This is a genomic window from Sphingobium sp. HDIP04, from assembly GCF_000445085.1.
GTDB classification, from domain to species: Bacteria; Pseudomonadota; Alphaproteobacteria; order Sphingomonadales; family Sphingomonadaceae; genus Sphingobium; species Sphingobium indicum.
On sequence record NZ_ATDO01000076.1, the window covers coordinates 22,341 to 38,457 of the forward strand.

Below are 16,117 nucleotides of genomic sequence, written 5' to 3' on the forward strand. Positions count from 1 at the left end.
ATTCGAAGAAACAGGAATATCAATGCTGCGGCCTTCTTCTCTTTCTGTTGCATGTGCGGCGGCTGTCCTAGTGGGTGCGCCGCACGTTTTTGCGCAGGATGACGGTCTTGCCTTGACCGGCAGCGTTCGCCTGCGCCTTGAGGAGATAGAAGGGCAGGCGCGCGCAGGGTTCGATCGCGACGACAGCCTGTTCAACATCCGCACGCAGCTTATGGCCGAATATCGGTCCGGCGCGTTCAGGGCAGGGGCGGAACTGTTCGACAGCCGGGCCTATGGCGCTGACCCCGGCACGCCGATCTCCACCAATGAGATCAACGCGATGGAGTTGGTCCAGGCCTATGTCGCGAGCGACATAGAGGAGCCGCTGGGCAAGGGCAGCAAGCTCAGCCTGATGGCGGGGCGGTTCACGCTGAACCTCGGCTCCCGCCGGCTCGTCGCCGCCGACGATTATCGCAATACCACCAATGGCTATACTGGCCTGCGCGCCGACCTGGCCGCGCCCGGCGGGGTCAAGGGGGTCTTCATCTACACCCTGCCGCAGCAGCGTCGTCCCGACGATGCCGACGGCGTCCGCAACAAGCGGGTGCGTTTCGATCATGAGGGTTTCGATCTGGTGCTGTGGGGCGGCATCGTCGGCAAGGCCGATGCGATCGGCCCGGCCATGGCGGAATTCAGCTATTTCCACCTGGGTGAGCGGGACGAACCGGGGCGACCGACGCGGGACCGATCGCTCGATACCTTTGGCGGACGCATCATGAGCGAGCCGGAAACGGGGCGGTTCGACTATGAGGTGGAGGCATTTTACCAGACTGGCAGCGTCAGCGCGTCGCTTGCGCCCGGTGCGGCGCGCCAATCGGTTGCCGCCAGCTTCCTGCACGTCGATGCCGGCTACAGCTTCGGCGGATCCTGGAAGCCGCGTCTGTCGCTGGAATTCGACCGGGCGAGCGGCGATCGGCGGGGCGGGCGCCAGGGCCGCTTCGACACGCTGTTCGGCATGCGCCGGGCGGACCTGGCGCCGGCCGGTCTCTACAATGCGCTGGCGCGGACCAACATCGTGACGCCCGGCATCAGGCTGGAGGCGACGCCCGACAAGCGGTGGGACTGGTTTGCGACCTATCGCGCCCTGTGGCTGGCTTCGCGGACGGACGCCTTTTCCTCCACGGGGGTGAGGGACGCCAGCGGACGATCGGGCAGCTTCGCCGGCCATCAGGTGGAGGGGCGGGTGCGATACTGGATCCTTCCCTCGCGGCTGCGGTTTGAATTCGACGGGCTTCTGCTCGCCAGGGGGCGGTTCCTGCGGGATGCGCCCAGCGCGCCGGCGGGAAGATGGACGCGCTATACCTCCTTCAACCTGACCGCGAGTTTCTAGGCGGCGACGGAGATGGCCGCCATCCGGAGAGAATTAATTACGGCATGAGAATTATTCGTTTGTTCGTGGCGGATTTCCAGGAACATTTCGTTTCACAAGAAAACCGAGAAATGGGCTGGGTGCGGAAAGCGTCCGGCCTGTCCGTTCTTTGGAGGGATGCCGCGTCGCGAGCCTTGTCGCGCGACGCATGCCTGAACGGCCCATAACTGCCCGAAAAGGGCCGAAAGGGAGCCATTATGCAGAAGTTCTTGTCCGTTCGTCGCGCTGCATTGCTGCTGTCGTGCTGCGCTGCCACGCTGTCGTCCCACGCCTGGGCGCAGGAGCCGGATGCGGAAGACGCAGGAACGATAACCGTCACCGGCCGCCGCATCTCCCAATCGGCGGAGGCCATCGGCGAGGACAAGGTGAGCAATGTCGTGGCGGTCACGCGCGAAGCTCTGCTTTCCGCTCCGTCGGGCATTTCAGGCCTGAAGATGCTGGAGCAACTGCCCGGCTTCAACGTGCAGACCGACGGCGCGCTCGGCCTCTATGAATTCGGCAACAGCGTCCAGACACGCGCCTTCAACCTCGACCAGATCGGCTTCGTGGTCGACGGCATTCCCACGGGCCGCAGCGACGCCTTCGGCGGCAGCCCGGTTTTCCGCTATGTCGACAACGAAAATCTCGGCGTGGTGGAAGCCGCCATCGGCGCGGGCGATGTGGGCCTGCCCAGCTATTCGACGCTCGGCCCGGTAGTGCAATATAACAGCATTGCGCCGCAGGACGAGATGGGCCTGTTCGTGTCGCAGAGCTTTGGCGATTTCGACATGAAGCGCACCTTCATTCGCGCGAGCACCGGGCGGGTGGGACCGTTCAAGGCCTATGTCAGCCGCACCAAGCTGGACAGCGACTTGTGGCGCGGCCCCGGATCGGTCGATCGCGAGCATTGGGAAGGGCAGATTCACGCCGATCTGGGCGGCGATAGCTGGGCGCGCTTCAAATTCGTGTCGAACGACTTTTTCGACTATGACTCGCCGACCATTACGCGGGGGCAATATAATTGCGTAACGCGCAATGCCTTGGGGCAGTGCGGCCGCGACTATGCCTATATCGAAAATGTGCCGAATACGACGACGGGTTTCGCGCCGACCGCGCCGGGCATCTATTATTCGAACAGCGCCTATACCGCCGTCTACAATCTTGCCATCAACGTGCGTAAGGACAAGCTGTACGGAGCGACCTTCCACGCTGGCATCGATGACGGGGTCTGGGCGGAATCGACCCTCTATTATGAGGACAAGGACGGTTACGGCGTGTCGCCCGACGCCTATGGCAGCACGACGCGGGGCGCGACCCCGGGCAGCTATCTGCGCTATCTTTATCAGTCGGAGGCTGGCCTTCCGGTCGTAGCGCCCAAGGGCGTGCAATATGGCTTGTCCGGCGTTGGCGGGGATCGTTACGGCATCACCGGCAAGCTGCATTGGGAAATCGGCAGCAACGCTCTGGAAGCGGGAGTCTGGGCCGAAACCGACAAATATCACCGCACCCAGGCGCGCTACAACACGGTCGATGGCGCGCCCGACAGCGCGCCCAACCTGAACGAACTGGTCTATCTGCGCCGCGACTACCGGTCAAAGCGCGACATATTGCAGGTGTTCGTGAAGGATACGCTGAAACTCATGGACGAGCGGCTGATCCTCGACCTGGGTTTCAAGGGGTTGACGATGGACTATGTCCAGCGCGGCTATCGCGACTTTGACGATTATTACCGCACCCGGACGATTGGCGGCGTCCTCAGGGGCATTCCTGGGTGGGGTCCGCAGGCCAACACCGCGCATTACACGGATATGTTCCTGCCCATGGCGGGCCTGCTCTACAAATTTGACGGGCGGACGCAGGTCTTCGCCTCCTATGCGGAGAATATGGCCCTGCCCAAGGGCATGGACGACATCTATTCGGTGACGCGCCCCGGCACGTCCGCGCTGGTGCCGCAGCCCGCGCCCGAACGGTCGAAGAACATGGAACTGGGCATCCGCACCAACCAGGGACAGGTCTACGCGTCGTTGGCGGCCTTCTACACGAAGTTCGAAAACCGCATCCAGTCGATCACCAGCTTCGTGCCCGGCGGCGGCGCGTCGACGGAAACCTTCTACCAGAATGTGGGACGGGTGCGTTCCTATGGCGTGGAATTTGCCGGCACCTACAAGCCGTCCTTCCTGGACGGCCTCGCTTACGGTAACCTGAACGTCACCTACAACAATGCCAAGTTCAAGGACAACATCATCGGCTCGACCGTCATCCCCCTCGCGGGCAAGTTCCTGCCGGACAGCGCCAAGTGGATCGTCAGCGGCGGCGTGACGGTGGAACCGGCAAGCTGGCTGGTCGCGAACTTCTCCGGCAAATATACCAGCAAGCGCTGGTCGACCTTCGTCAATACGCCGGGGTCGAGCGTGCCGGGCTACACTGTCTTCAGCGCCTATGTCGACATTGGGGACGGCCTCAGCTTCGGGCCGGTCAAGGGAATCAAGGCGCGGCTCAACGTCGACAATATCTTCGACAAGGACACGCTTTCCTACATATCTGCCCAGCCATCGGGTGACGGCTTCTTCCGGCCGCTTTCTCCTCGCACGTTCCAGTTCACCATTTCGGGCGAGATTTGATGCTGAAAAGGATGATGGCGGGGGCGGCGCTGGTGGCGCTGCTCCCGTTCGGGGTGCAGGCGCAGGAGGTGCCGAAGAAAGTCTATCAACTCCACCAGCGGCTGCTGACGCTCGACAGCCATCTCGACACGCCCGCCTCGCTCGACCTGCCCGGCTGGTCGATCAAGGACGAGCATGGGGTTCATAGCGACTATACCCAGGTCGACCTGCCGCGCATGAAGAAGGGCGGCCTGGACGGCGGTTTCTGGGCGATCTACACGCCGCAGGGGCCGTTGACGGAGGAGGGATTCCGCAAGGCGCGGGACTTCGCGATCCTGCGCGGCGTGTCGATCCGCCAGATGGTGGCGGCGGACCCGGCGAATTTCACACTGGCGCTGGAGGCGAAGGACGCCGCGCCCATCGCGGCGGCGGGCAAGCGGGTCGTCTTCATGTCGATCGAGAACGCCTATCCGCTGGGCGAGGACGTGTCGCTGCTCAAGACCTTCTACGACATGGGCGTGCGGGTCGTCGGTTTCGCGCATTTCGCGCATAACCAGTTTGCCGACAGCTCCACCGACCCGTCGAAGAAACCGCGCTTCGGCGGCCTTTCCCCGTTGGGGAAGGATCTGCTGAAGGAAATGAACCGGCTGGGCGTGGTGCCGGATGCGTCGCACAGCAGCGACCAGGTGCTGGACGACCTGCTGGCGCTGTCCACCACGCCGGTGCTGCTGACCCATTCGGGCTGCAAGGCCGTCTATGACCATCCGCGCAACATCGACGACGCGCATCTGAAGGCGCTGGCGGCCAAGGGCGGCGTGATCCAGATGAACGCCTTTGGCGCCTATCTGCGCGCTTCCAAGCCCAATCCGGCGCGGCAGGAGGCGCTGAAGGCGCTGTTCGGCCAGTTGCGCGAGGACGCGAAACTGACGCCGGAAAAGCGGGCCGAACTGCTGGCGAAGCGGCAGGAGATCGACCGGCTCTATCCCGAAACCGACCGGGCGACCTTCGACGATTTCATGGCGCACATGCTCCACGCGCTGAAGGTGGCGGGGCCGGACCATGTCGGCATCGGCCTGGACTGGGACGGCGGCGGCGGTGTCGTCGGCCTGGAGGATGTGCTCGACCTGCCCAAGATCACCGCCGCCCTGCTGAAGGCGGGCTATAGCGAGGCGGATGTCCAGAAAATCTGGTCGGGCAATGTCCTGAGGGTGCTCGCCGCGGCCGAGGCGGCGAAGGGATCATAGGATTCCCGCGACAGGGGCGCCCTGATGGCCGCCCCTGTCGCGCATCGATTGGGCGGGGTAGCGGGGTGGATCGCAATCGCGATCACCTGTTTCCGCTGAGATGATAACCATTTCGCGTCCCGGCGGTTCGCTGATGGAGGTCGTGCCGCTGGAGGACAAGCTGCTGATCGAAGCGCGCATCAGCCGGCGCGACATTGCCTTCATTCGTCCGCGGCTGCCCGCGACGGTCAAGATCACCGCCTATGATCCCTCCATCTACGGCACGGTCGGCCGCATCTCGCCCGACACCTTGCAGGATGAGGTGAACCGCGACAGGTCTTCTACCGCGTCTATGTCCGCACCCGGCATTCCAGCCCGCGGACCAGGGACGGCAGGGACCACGCCATCATGCCGGGCATGGCCCGCGACAGTCGAAATCCGCACCGGCCGCAAGACCGTGTTTGATTACCTGATGAAGCCGATCAACAAGGCCAAGGAAGCGATGCGCGAGAGAAAGGGGAAGGGCATTGCGAAAAGGCGAGGGGGCATGCCCATTCCCGCCATCAGCGGTCCGTCATCAAACTGAAATATTATTGTCATCCTATTGTCTCTGAAATGCCATAGCGGCCGCAACCAGCATATCAGGGGAGTCGCTCGATGGGGGCAAGGACGTTCGAAACCGGGTTATTGATCGCGGGCGTGCTGGCGCTGACGCCGCAGGCGGCGAGCGCCCAGAGCAATGCGGAACTTCAGCGCCAGATCGATGAGTTGAAGGCGCAGGTACAGGCGCTGACATCGGCGCTCGCCGCCAGCAAGTCTGCGCCGGCCGCTGCCGAGCCTGTCGCGGCCGCTCCTGCGCCAGCCGCCTCCCTGGCCGCCGCGCCCGACCAGCCGCCGGCCGCCACGCCGGCATCGGATCCGGCGCCCCGGTCGAAGGCGTGGTACGAACGGCTGTCGCTTCGGGGCTATACCCAGATGCGCTACAATGCCTTCCTGTCCGGTGATGATAGCGCGCCTGCGGGCGTTTCCCGCCTGCGTTCGGTGCATGACAGCTCTATCTCGGACCGAGGCGGCTTTTCGCTGCGCCGTGCCCGGCTGGTGCTTCAGGGCGACGTTTCCGATCGCGTCTCGCTCTATCTTCAGTCCGATTTTGCCACGGCGGTGAACAACCAGGCGGGAAGCGAGCGGCGGGAGGGATTCGCCCAGTTGCGGGACGCCTATGCGGACGTCTTCCTCGACAAGGGGAAGGATTTTCGCCTGCGCTTCGGCCAGTCCAAGGTGCCCTTCGGCTGGGAGAACATGCAATCCTCCTCCAACCGCCTGACGCTCGATCGCAGCGACGCGATAAACAGCGCGGTGCCCGGCGAACGCGACCTTGGCATCGTGGGCTATTATACGCCGCCTTCGGTGCAGGAGATATGGGACCGGCTGGCGCATGACGGGCAAAAGCTGTTCGGCAATTACGGCGCGTTCGGCATCGGCGCCTTCAACGGGCAGGGCACCAACAGGACGGAACAGAATCGCGGCCTGATGAAGGTCGCCTTCGCCACCTGGCCGTTCGAACTGGACGGCCTGGGCGACGCGTTGGCGGGGCAGGTGTTCGAAATCGGCGGCTCCGCGATGATGAACGACGTGCAGCCCGAACTGCGCAGCGGCTCGGTCAGTCCGGTGGCCTATGACGACGATCGCGTTGGCATCCATGCCATGCTCTACCCTCAGCCCTTCGGCATCCAGGCGGAATGGAACTGGGGCAGGGGGCCGGAATATGACCGCGCCAGCCAGTCCATCCTGACGAAGAAGCTGCATGGCGGCTATGTGCAGATGATGTATCGCGTGCCCATGGGTTCGATCGGCGCGCTGATGCCCTATGGCCGCTGGCAATATTATCGCGGCGGGTGGAAAGCAGGGACCAACGCGCCGCGCCTGGAAACCGACGAACTGGAACTGGGCATCGAATGGCAGCCATGGAAGGCGCTGGAATTCACCCTTGCATTCGCCCGGATGAAACGCGCCGAAGCCGACGAGCGCCGCACCGGCCGCGCCGAAGGCAATCTTATCCGCACGCAGGTGCAGTGGAATTATTGAGGCGCGATGGGCGCAGCATGCCGGTCGCTATGTTCGCCATTGCGGCGTCTCGAACTCAGGACTCGCCTGACTGAGTAATTTGGGTGGTTAGCTGTCATTCCCCTATTCGTCACCCCGGACTTGATCCGGGGTCCCGCTGCCTTGGACGAGGCGGGCACTCAGAAAGGAAAGCGGGACCCCGGATCAAGTCCGGGGTGACGGGAAACTGATGACGGGAATTGGCCATTTCCGGGCCTTTCCGAATTCGCCCAGGCGCGCTGGGTGCGCCAGGTTACGTGATCGCGGCGGATATGCAATGCGCCTCGCATCGTCCGCGCTCGCCTCATGCGGCGGCTTCGCGCAGGGCGGCCGCAGGCGCGAAGCCCAATATCGCGCCGAGCGCCGCGATCAGGTCGGCAGCGGCCGTGGCGCTCGCGCGACGGGCGCGCCAGCCGACGTAAATGTCCGGGCGAACGAGCAGCGCGCCGTCGTCGGCCACTTCGCTTGCGGCCGCGAAATCGCCATAAGGATCGTCATATCGCTGGCCGGGGCCGATCCGGTGAACCGCGATCTCGATCCCGAAGGCGGCGGCGGCCTCGGCGGCGGCCTGCTCCCACGCCGCGCCGCTGATGCCGGTCAACAACGTGAACCGGCCTTTCCCGCACAAGTCCATCGCCGCCACGCGGCGGCCGTTTTCGCTGAGCCAGACGTGCGGCAGGTGCGCGCCCGGGCGGCTGCTCGCCTGATGATAGAGTTCGGGGTCGCGCAACCAGGCGGGTTCGGGCGATCCGTCATCGACGACCGCGCCCGATGCATAGCGCTGGTTCATTTCGACGCCGTGGCAATTATAGACATAGTCGGAGGCCTGGATGGCGGCGCGCAGCGCTTCGCGGCGGGCCGCCGCTTCCTGCGTATCGTCCTGGAGCGCCGCCATGTTGCGGCGCATCTCTTCCGGATCCTGCGTATCGAGCAGTCCCAGCGCCTGAAGGATCGGCGGAAAGCATCCGAGGCTCTTGTTGGCCCGCTTGACGACCTGCTCGGCGACCGGAGCGCGTTCAAGGTCGTAGGATTCCAGCAGCGACGGCGCCGCCTGGCCCTTGACGACATGCGCGAGCTTCCAGGCGAGATTATAGGCATCGCCGATCGACGCGTTCGAACCCAGGCCGTTCGTGGGCGGATGGCGGTGGATCGCATCGCCCATGCAGAATACCCGGCCCTTCGCGATGGTGGTGGCGTAGGCATCGTTGACGGTCCAGGTCGACGTCGCCTCTATCTTGATCGGAATCCGGTCGTCGCCGATCAGCTTGTGGAGAATGCCGCGCGCAAACTCCTCGGTGATCTGCGGTGGGCCTTGTTCGATGTCGTAGCCCCAGATGGCGAGCCATTTGTTCCAGGTCCGGACCATGCGGATGACGCCGATGCCAAGGCCGCCGACGCTCGATCCCGGCTGGATGATCCAGTAGAGCACGCTCGGCCGATGCGCGACATATTTGGAAAGGTCGCAGTCGAAGACGATGTTCATCGATCCCGAAACGCCCATCCGCCCTTCGAGCGGCAACCCATAGTCCGCGACGACCCGCGAGTTCGCCCCGTCGGCGCCGATCAGATAACGCGAGCGGATGGTGTAGACGGCGCCGGTCAGATGGTCCTTCACCGTCGTCGTGACGCCTTCCGCGTCCTGCGTGCTGCTCAGATATTCGGTGTCGAACCGGATTTTCGCGCCGCGCTTGGCGGCTGCCGCGATCAGCAGTGGTTCCATCATGTTCTGCGGCAGGTCGCACATGGAGGTGGGGCTGGCGAGATCATAATCGGCGCGGCGGGCGGGATGCATGCCCCATGTCAGCAGCCGGCCGAGTTCGGTGCCGGTGAGGCTGGTGCAATAGGTGTTCTCGCCCATCTGGGTGTTGGGCACCGCCATGCCGACCGCCTCCTGCTCCAGCCCCAGGTCGCGCAGGATTTCCATGGTCCGCTGGTTGGTGATGTGCGCGCGCGGCGTGCGCGCGGTCCAGCCGAACTTGCCCACCGCCTGGCATCGGACGCCATAGGTGGCGAGCGCTGCGGCAGAGGCGGCGCCGGCAGGGCCCGTGCCGATGATCAGGATGTCGGTATCGAAGCCGGATTCAGTGGACATGCATTCCCTCCGTGCGTTGTTATGCCGACGGGCCGAAATCCGGTTCCGCAGGCTGATTGGGATCGAGAAGCCGCTCGGCGATGGCGAGCGCCTCCTCCGCGGCGGCGCGAAGCGGACCCTCGTCCGAGTCGAGGCCGGTGACGAACCCGTGCCCCACGCCGCGAAATATATGCAGGGAAACGGCCGGATTTCCCTCGACGCAGGCCGCCAGCGCCTCCACATTTTCGGCCCCGACCGACGCGTCCGTATCGCCCAGCAGGATCGTCACCGGCGTTTCGAGCTGCGGCAGATAGTCGATCGGCGGCGCGAGCGGAGCGACATTGGGAAGCCCCTGCGGAAACGGATAGACGGCAAGCAGCGCGCAATCGCTTCCGCGCCGCGCCAGTTCGAGAACGAAATTGCCGCCTAGGCAGAAGCCTATGACCCCTCGCGCCCCGATGTGCTGAACCAGCCGTTCGAGCGCATCGGCATAGTGCCTGTCGTCAAGCCGGTGGCGCCGCTCGAACGCAGCCTCGCGCGTCGATTGCGCGAGCGGACCGAAGGAGGCGAAGGGATCGAGCAGGATGACCGGCGCCTGCCGGGCAAGATGCGCTGCAAGGCCGCGATAGAAGGGCGTCATCCCGTAGATGTCGGGGATGAGGAGCGCGGGGGGAGCGCGATGCCCTGCCCCTAAGACGAGGCCTTCGAGCCCGAACCCTGCGGGGGCGGAGTAGGGCTCGCCTTGCGGATCGACCGGAAAGCGCGCGCTCGGCTGCGTATGGCACATCGGATTTCTCCGGGAAGTCGGTCAGGCCGCGCGGTCGAGAACGAAGTCGACCGTCAGCGTATCGACGCCGTCTTCCTGCGTCGTCCGGCGGACCAGATCGTCGCGCACGCCGCTGCAGCAATCGCTGTCGACCCATTGACCCCCTTCGAAATAGACTTGGGTCGTGACCGTCTTGAACCCGGGCTTGCGCACCTTGAAGTGGACGTGCGCTGGGCGCCAGCTATGGCGTCCCATCGCCTCCAGCAGCGCGCCGGTATAGCCCTGGTTGGGGATCTGGTAGGGAACCGGCGCCGTGGTCGCGATGCGATAGGCGCCTTCGCTGTCCGACGTCAGCTTGCCCCGATAATAATCGACGGGGATATTGTCGTGGAACCCGCTATATTTTCCGGTCGGGGTCGAGTGCCAGATGTCGACCTCCGCGCCGGGCAGGATGGACCCATCGATGTCGCGCACCTGGCCCCGAACGACGAGCGGACGCTCATTGTCATGATCGAGGGTCTTGAGCCGGTCGGTGACGGCGGGCGCATCCTCCCTGTAATAGGGTCCCTGGATCGCCTGCGGAGAACCCTTCGTCACCTCGTTTTCCGCGTCGACCGCGGCCACGTTCAGGAAGACGTCGAGGAGGAGCGGCAGTTCCCTGGCGTCCGCCAGCCGACCGAGATAGTCGACGGCGAAGCGGTACTGATCGACCGTCACATGATGCTTTATGATGGCGTCGCGTATTCCCGCGACGATATCCATCACTACGGCCTCAAGCTGTTCGGACTCCATCGGCATCTCCCACTTCGCTCTGTTGTGCAGTTCGGAAAAAGTAGAGCGAAGATGATATACGTGCCAATACTGATTATGCCGCTACTCGATACGAATATCGTATGCCATCGGTCAGCGCCGGATCGCGCCCAGGAAACGATGCAGGATCGGTTCGTCGCAATGCTGGGCATAGGCGCAAACGATCGGGGAACCGACCGCATCGTCGAGCAGGGGCGTGAAGCGGACGCCGGGCCAATGGATGGCCGCGAGCGATGCGGGCACCACGCAGACTCCCGCGCCCATCGCGGTCAGCGCCAGGGCCGCGGTCGCGTCTTCGGCGAAATGCTCGATGCGCGGCTGAATGCCCCGCGCCTTGAGCAGCGCGATGATTTCGTCGGCGAAGCTGGGCCGGTCGCCCTTGGGGAACAGCACGAAGGGCCGATCCTTGTAGCTCACCAGCGCGACTGGCCGATCGGGCGCTCCGGCGCGCTCGTCGGCGGTCGCGACATAGAGCGGCTCGTCCTGGATCTTTTCGAATATGATGTCCGGTTCGCCCGGAAAGTAGCGCCCGAACCCGACATGGATCACCCCGTCGCGCAGCGCCTGGACCATGTCGTGCTTGCTGAGCTGGGCGAGGGAAATGTCCGCTTCGGGAACCTCGCGGCGGAAATCCCGGAGCAGCGCGGGGAGAACCTGGTAGATGACAGAGCCGAGATAGCCGATGGCCAGGCGGCCCACATCGCCTCGCCCCGCGGCGCGGCAGCGGTCGCGCGAATCCCGGCTTCGCGTCAGGACGACCCTGGCGTCTTCCAGGAAGCTCCGTCCCGCCGCGGTCAGGCTGACCCCCTTGGTCGTCCGGACCAGCAGCTGCACGCCAAGCTCGTCTTCCAGTGCCTGGATCTGCCGGCTCACGGGCGGCTGGGACACGTTCAGCCGCTGCGCCGCCGTGCCGATATTGCCATATTCCGCCGCCGCGACGAAGTAGCGAAGCTGACGAAATTCCATGTCCCATCTCCCATGCTATGCGGTAAGCGTATCGAATAGGGGTCAATATAGTATTTTACAGTAAGGCGACAGCCCTCCTATCGCTGCCGAACATATGGGCCGTAGGGATGTGGTGGGAATGGATAAGGCAGCGGTTTCGCAAGGGCGTGCGTCGGAAGGAGCGGCCGGCGGGCGCGATGCGCTGGTCTTCGGCCGGACGCCTATCGAAACGGCGAGGATACGGAGCATCGAAACGCGGATCGTCGACCTGCCGCTGCGTCGGCTCCAGCAGTTCGCGCGGTTCGGCACGCACCTTCAGAGCATCGTCCTTGTCGAGATACTGACCGAAGATGGGGTAACGGGCATCGGCGAGGCCGTCACGCCCTGCGGCCCTTGGTGGAGCGGCGACAGCGTCGAGGCGATCAAGGCGACGATCGACCGCTATCTGGCGCCGCTGCTCGTGGGCGAGAACCTGCTCGCGCCGACCCGACTGATGGCGAAGCTGGACCAGAAGGTCCGCAACAACAGCTTTGCGAAGGCGGGGATCGAGATGGCGTTGCTCGACGGCGCGGGAAAGATCCTCGATGTGCCGCTGCATATCCTGTTCGGGGGCAAGATGCGCGATTCGCTCCCCGTCGCCTGGCCGCTGGCGACGGGCGATGTCGCGCAGGAAATCGACGAGGCCGAAGAGATGCTGGCGCTCGGACGCGCCGGCGCCTTCAAGCTGAAGATGGCCGCGCTGCCCATCGCGGAAGACCTCGCCCGCGCAAAGCGGCTGGCGCGCGCCCTTGAAGGGCGGGCGAAGCTGCGGGTCGACCCCAATGAAGGCTGGGAAGAGGCGACTGCCGTCCGGGCGATCGCCGAGCTGCGCGAGGCCGGCGTCGAGATGGTCGAACAGCCGGTGGCCCGCTGGAACCTCGACGCGATGGCGCGCCTGACTCGGTCCAGCGGCACCACGATCATGATCGACGAGGGCGTCCTGTCGGTCCACGACACGGTGGAGGTGGTCAAGCGCGCCGCCGCCAGCCTGTTGTCGCTCAAGATCATGAAGTCCGGCGGGCTGCGCAACGCCCGCGCCATGGCCGAAATCGCGAACGCGGGGGGCATTCCCGTCTATATGGGAACCTTCCTCGAATCCTCGATCGGGACTGCGGCGAACATGCATCTTGCCGCGAGCCTTCCGGCCCTGCCGCTCGGCGGAGAGACGATCGGACCGATGTTGATCGGCGAGGACATCTGCGTCGCGCCTGCCGACTATCACGATCATGCGCTCTGGCTGCCCGAAGGGCCGGGACTCGGAATCGAGATCGATCGCGAGAAGCTGGCGCGATTCCAGAGAAAATAGCGGCCGCAACGGATGCGGTCGACGATTGGGGGAGAGGGAAATGATGAAAGGACTATATTGCGGCGGCGCGCTCGCCGCGCTGGCGGCCGCATCCGCCGCTTCCGCCCAGACCGCGCCTTTGGCGGAACCGCAGGCGAAGGCCGGGCTGCCCGCCGACGTGATCGCCGACATCGTCGTGACGGCGCGAAAGCGGGAAGAGAATCTTCAGGAAACCCCCATCGCGATATCGGCCTTCGGCAACGAGACGCTCGAAGCGCGGGGGGCGACGCGCGTGGACGCGATTGCGGGATCGACGCCCAACCTGACCTTGTCGAACAGTCCGGGCTTCGGCGCGCAGAGTTCGCCGGCCATCTATGTCCGCGGCATCGGGCAAAAGGATTTTTCGCCCTTCACCGAACCGGGCGTCGGCCTTTATCTCGACGGCGTCTATATCGCGCGGTCGGTCGGCGGGCTGCTCGACCTGGTCGACATCGATCGCGTCGAAGTCCTGCGCGGTCCGCAGGGAACGCTTTTCGGCCGCAACACAATCGGCGGCGCGGTCAGCATCACTTCCCGACAGCCCGACTTCGATCATATTTCGGGAAGCGCGGCGCTCACGATCGGCAACTATCGGCGGCGGGACTTCAAGGCATCGTTGAACCTGCCGCTGACCGATAGCCTCGCCGTCACCCTGTCCGGCGCGACGATCAATCGCGACGGCAATGTCCGCCGTAGCGACGGGCGCGATCTTGGCAATGAACAGCGCCTCGTCGGGCGCTTCGCCCTGCGCTGGAAGGCGTCGAGCCGCATGACCCTGAACTGGTCGGTCGACGGCACCCGCGTGCGGGAACATGGCCCCGCATTCCGCCTGACCGGCATCGACTATCGGTCGCGGATCTTCAATCCCGACAATCTGCCGCTGGCGCTGACCGCGGGCGGCACGCCGCTTCCTCCCGGCGTGGCGTTCGGAACGCCGCAAAACGGCATGGTGCATGTCATCGCGCCGCCGGACGGCGCCTTCCCGCCGGCTGTCGTCGCGGCGACGGGCGGCTACCGCAGCACGCTCAATTTTCCGGTCATCGATCTCAACGGCAGTGCGCCGGGCGGGCAGATCTACCCCTCCCAAAGCGGCGACGCCCCGACCGACAATTTTGCGCTTCTCAACAATTATGTCGCGACCTTCCTCGGCGGACAGCCGTGCCTGTCGCCGCCGAACGGGTCAGCGCCCTATGATCCTTCGGGAGATCCGGCCAATGGCGCCTGCTACAACAACCAATATGTGACGCGGACGAACCAGGGGACAGGCGCCGATTTTTCGAGGATCGACATATGGGGCACCGCCCTCAATATCGACCTGGAGCTTTCCGACAGCATCGACCTGAAATCGATAAGCGCCTATCGCAAGCTGAAAAGCGCATCCGATCGCGACGGGGACCATTCGCCGCTGGAAATCGTCCGGTACGGCAATGATCCGGTCGATCAGGAACAGGTGAGCCAGGAGGTGCAACTGTTGGGGAGCGCGTTCGGCGATCGGCTCAAATGGATATTCGGCGCCTATTATTTCAGGGAAACGGGGGTCAACCTCAACCAGGTCTCCTTCACGCCGCTTTCGTTCGAGGTCGGCGGCTATTTCAGGAACACGAGCATAGCGGGCTTCGGCCAGCTCACCTTCGACATCACCGACCGTCTTTCGCTGACTCCTGGGCTGCGATGGACGCGCGACCGGAAATTTTACGATGCGACCGCGGGCGGCATCATCGCGAACCGCATCGGCATCGTCGATCCGCGCACCCAATATCCGGGCGGACTGCCCGCCTGCGGCGTTCTGAACCCTTCGGCGGTCTGCCCGCTTGGCCCGACCAAGGGAACGCCTTTCGCGCCCGGCCAACTGGTTCAGCAGGGCCAGGCGTCGACCCAATATAGCGACCTCACGCCGATGGTGAACCTTGCCTACAAGGCGGCCGACGGGCTGCTCCTATACTCCAGCTATTCGGAAGGGTTCAAAGGCGGGGGCTTCACGCACCGCACGCTGCCCCTCCCGATCCTGCCGGGCGGCATACCGAGCTTCGATCCGGAAACGGTCAAGGTGTACGAAGCCGGCTTCAAGCTCGATGCCTTCGGCCGCCGGCTGAGGCTCAACGCAGCCTTCTTCAACACCGACTACAGCAATCTTCAGATCCAGGTCTTCGTGGGCCCGGCGCCGCAGATCAAGAATGTCGGTTCGGCACGGATACGCGGCCTGGAACTTGAAGCGTCGCTCGCGCCGGGCGGCGGATGGCGGCTGGAGGGCGGCCTGGGCTACCTCGATGCACGTTACACCAGCCTAGACGCGGCGCTGGTGAATGGCGGACTGACGCGAAATGCCGTCACCCTGTCGAGCAAGTTCGAGCAGGTGCCGGACTGGTCGATCAACGCTTCGCTGTCGAAGTCGATGAGCATCGGCGACGTTGAACTGACGCCGCGCGTGGACTGGTCGTATCGCTCCAAGGTCTATTTCGACTCGATCAACACCCAGGCGATCGCCCAGCCGGCCTATTCGCTGGTCAATGCGAGCCTGACCGCGGCATCCTTGTCGGACGGCTGGACTTTCAGCGCCCAGATCACCAATCTGTTCGACAAGGCCTATTATAATTCGGGGGTTTTCAACGAGACCTTCGGTGTACAGGAAAATCTGATCGGGCGCAGCCGCGAGTGCTCTATCACGCTCAAGAAGCTGTTTTGACGAGCGGTCCGGGCATGCGGTGCGCTGCGGGCGCGTCGCGGCCGCGCCCCCTCCGGGCACGGCGGGCGGCCGGGCGTGGGTCCGGTATGCCTTTTGCGCAAACCCCAACGAAATGCCGCCCACGCCTGTGCCGCCTACCCACGACCGAATATTGCAGAAGCAATAG

General features: G+C 64.5%; 11 protein-coding genes. 7 read left to right on the forward strand and 4 right to left on the reverse strand.

The annotated features are described in order from the left end of the window. Positions 1-112 precede the first annotated feature (112 nt). The 5 genes from L286_RS32515 (at position 113) to L286_RS32535 (ending at position 7,295) form a co-directional block, all read left to right on the forward strand. Positions 113-1,369, forward strand: coding sequence for an alginate export family protein (locus L286_RS32515; RefSeq protein ID WP_020819278.1), 1,257 nt, complete (start codon positions 113-115; stop codon positions 1,367-1,369). 236 nt (positions 1,370-1,605) lie between these two features. Then, positions 1,606-4,008: a TonB-dependent receptor gene (locus tag L286_RS32520; protein ID WP_020819277.1), complete on the forward strand. Its 2,403-nt coding sequence runs from the start codon at positions 1,606-1,608 to the stop codon at positions 4,006-4,008. Further along, entirely contained in the window at positions 4,008-5,231 is a 1,224-nt protein-coding gene (locus tag L286_RS32525) for a dipeptidase (protein WP_021223291.1), read from the forward strand. The genes L286_RS32520 and L286_RS32525 overlap by 1 nt, the downstream gene beginning before the upstream one ends. A 100-nt stretch (positions 5,232-5,331) precedes the next feature. After that, complete coding sequence (locus tag L286_RS32530) at positions 5,332-5,796, forward strand: HlyD family efflux transporter periplasmic adaptor subunit (protein WP_025161027.1); 465 nt, start codon at positions 5,332-5,334, stop codon at positions 5,794-5,796. Between the two features lie 71 nt (positions 5,797-5,867). After that, positions 5,868-7,295, forward strand: coding sequence for a porin (locus tag L286_RS32535; protein WP_031286246.1), 1,428 nt, complete (start codon positions 5,868-5,870; stop codon positions 7,293-7,295). A gap of 322 nt (positions 7,296-7,617) precedes the next feature. Here L286_RS32535 and L286_RS32540 read toward each other — a convergent pair whose 3' ends face one another. From L286_RS32540 to L286_RS32550, 4 genes are all read right to left on the reverse strand, one after another. Then, on the reverse strand, positions 7,618-9,405 hold the full coding sequence (locus L286_RS32540) for an FAD-dependent oxidoreductase (protein WP_020819274.1): 1,788 nt from the start codon (positions 9,403-9,405) through the stop codon (positions 7,618-7,620). A 19-nt stretch (positions 9,406-9,424) separates the two neighbouring features. Next, positions 9,425-10,171 (reverse strand): dienelactone hydrolase family protein, encoded by a 747-nt coding sequence (locus tag L286_RS0124475; protein WP_020819273.1) that lies wholly within the window; start codon positions 10,169-10,171, stop codon positions 9,425-9,427. Positions 10,172-10,192: 21 nt separating this feature from the next. Beyond that, the gene (locus tag L286_RS32545) at positions 10,193-10,942 is read right to left on the reverse strand and encodes a dioxygenase family protein (RefSeq protein WP_025160782.1); all 750 of its coding nucleotides are present in this window, start codon (positions 10,940-10,942) and stop codon (positions 10,193-10,195) included. Positions 10,943-11,053: 111 nt separating this feature from the next. Then, positions 11,054-11,926 (reverse strand): LysR family transcriptional regulator, encoded by an 873-nt coding sequence (locus L286_RS32550; protein WP_020819271.1) that lies wholly within the window; start codon positions 11,924-11,926, stop codon positions 11,054-11,056. A 118-nt stretch (positions 11,927-12,044) separates the two neighbouring features. Between L286_RS32550 and L286_RS32555 the strand changes: the two genes are divergently transcribed. Further along, the gene (locus tag L286_RS32555; RefSeq protein WP_020819270.1) at positions 12,045-13,250 is read left to right on the forward strand and encodes a muconate cycloisomerase family protein; all 1,206 of its coding nucleotides are present in this window, start codon (positions 12,045-12,047) and stop codon (positions 13,248-13,250) included. Positions 13,251-13,290: 40 nt separating this feature from the next. After that, on the forward strand, positions 13,291-15,951 hold the full coding sequence (locus L286_RS32560; protein WP_020819269.1) for a TonB-dependent receptor: 2,661 nt from the start codon (positions 13,291-13,293) through the stop codon (positions 15,949-15,951). Positions 15,952-16,117 lie beyond the last annotated feature (166 nt).

Excerpts from the sequence above, each read along its gene's own strand:
- L286_RS32520 (WP_020819277.1), top strand. The coding sequence starts at position 1,606 with ATGCAGAAGTTCTTGTCCGTTCGTCGCGCTGCATTGCTGCTGTCGTGC.
- L286_RS32525 (WP_021223291.1), top strand. The coding sequence starts at position 4,008 with ATGCTGAAAAGGATGATGGCGGGGGCGGCGCTGGTGGCGCTGCTCCCG.
- L286_RS32530 (WP_025161027.1), top strand. The coding sequence starts at position 5,332 with ATGATAACCATTTCGCGTCCCGGCGGTTCGCTGATGGAGGTCGTGCCG.
- L286_RS32535 (WP_031286246.1), top strand. The coding sequence starts at position 5,868 with ATGGGGGCAAGGACGTTCGAAACCGGGTTATTGATCGCGGGCGTGCTG.
- L286_RS32540 (WP_020819274.1), bottom strand. The coding sequence starts at position 9,405 with ATGTCCACTGAATCCGGCTTCGATACCGACATCCTGATCATCGGCACG.
- L286_RS0124475 (WP_020819273.1), bottom strand. The coding sequence starts at position 10,171 with ATGTGCCATACGCAGCCGAGCGCGCGCTTTCCGGTCGATCCGCAAGGC.
- L286_RS32545 (WP_025160782.1), bottom strand. The coding sequence starts at position 10,942 with ATGGAGTCCGAACAGCTTGAGGCCGTAGTGATGGATATCGTCGCGGGA.
- L286_RS32550 (WP_020819271.1), bottom strand. The coding sequence starts at position 11,926 with ATGGAATTTCGTCAGCTTCGCTACTTCGTCGCGGCGGCGGAATATGGC.
- L286_RS32555 (WP_020819270.1), top strand. The coding sequence starts at position 12,045 with ATGGATAAGGCAGCGGTTTCGCAAGGGCGTGCGTCGGAAGGAGCGGCC.
- L286_RS32560 (WP_020819269.1), top strand. The coding sequence starts at position 13,291 with ATGATGAAAGGACTATATTGCGGCGGCGCGCTCGCCGCGCTGGCGGCC.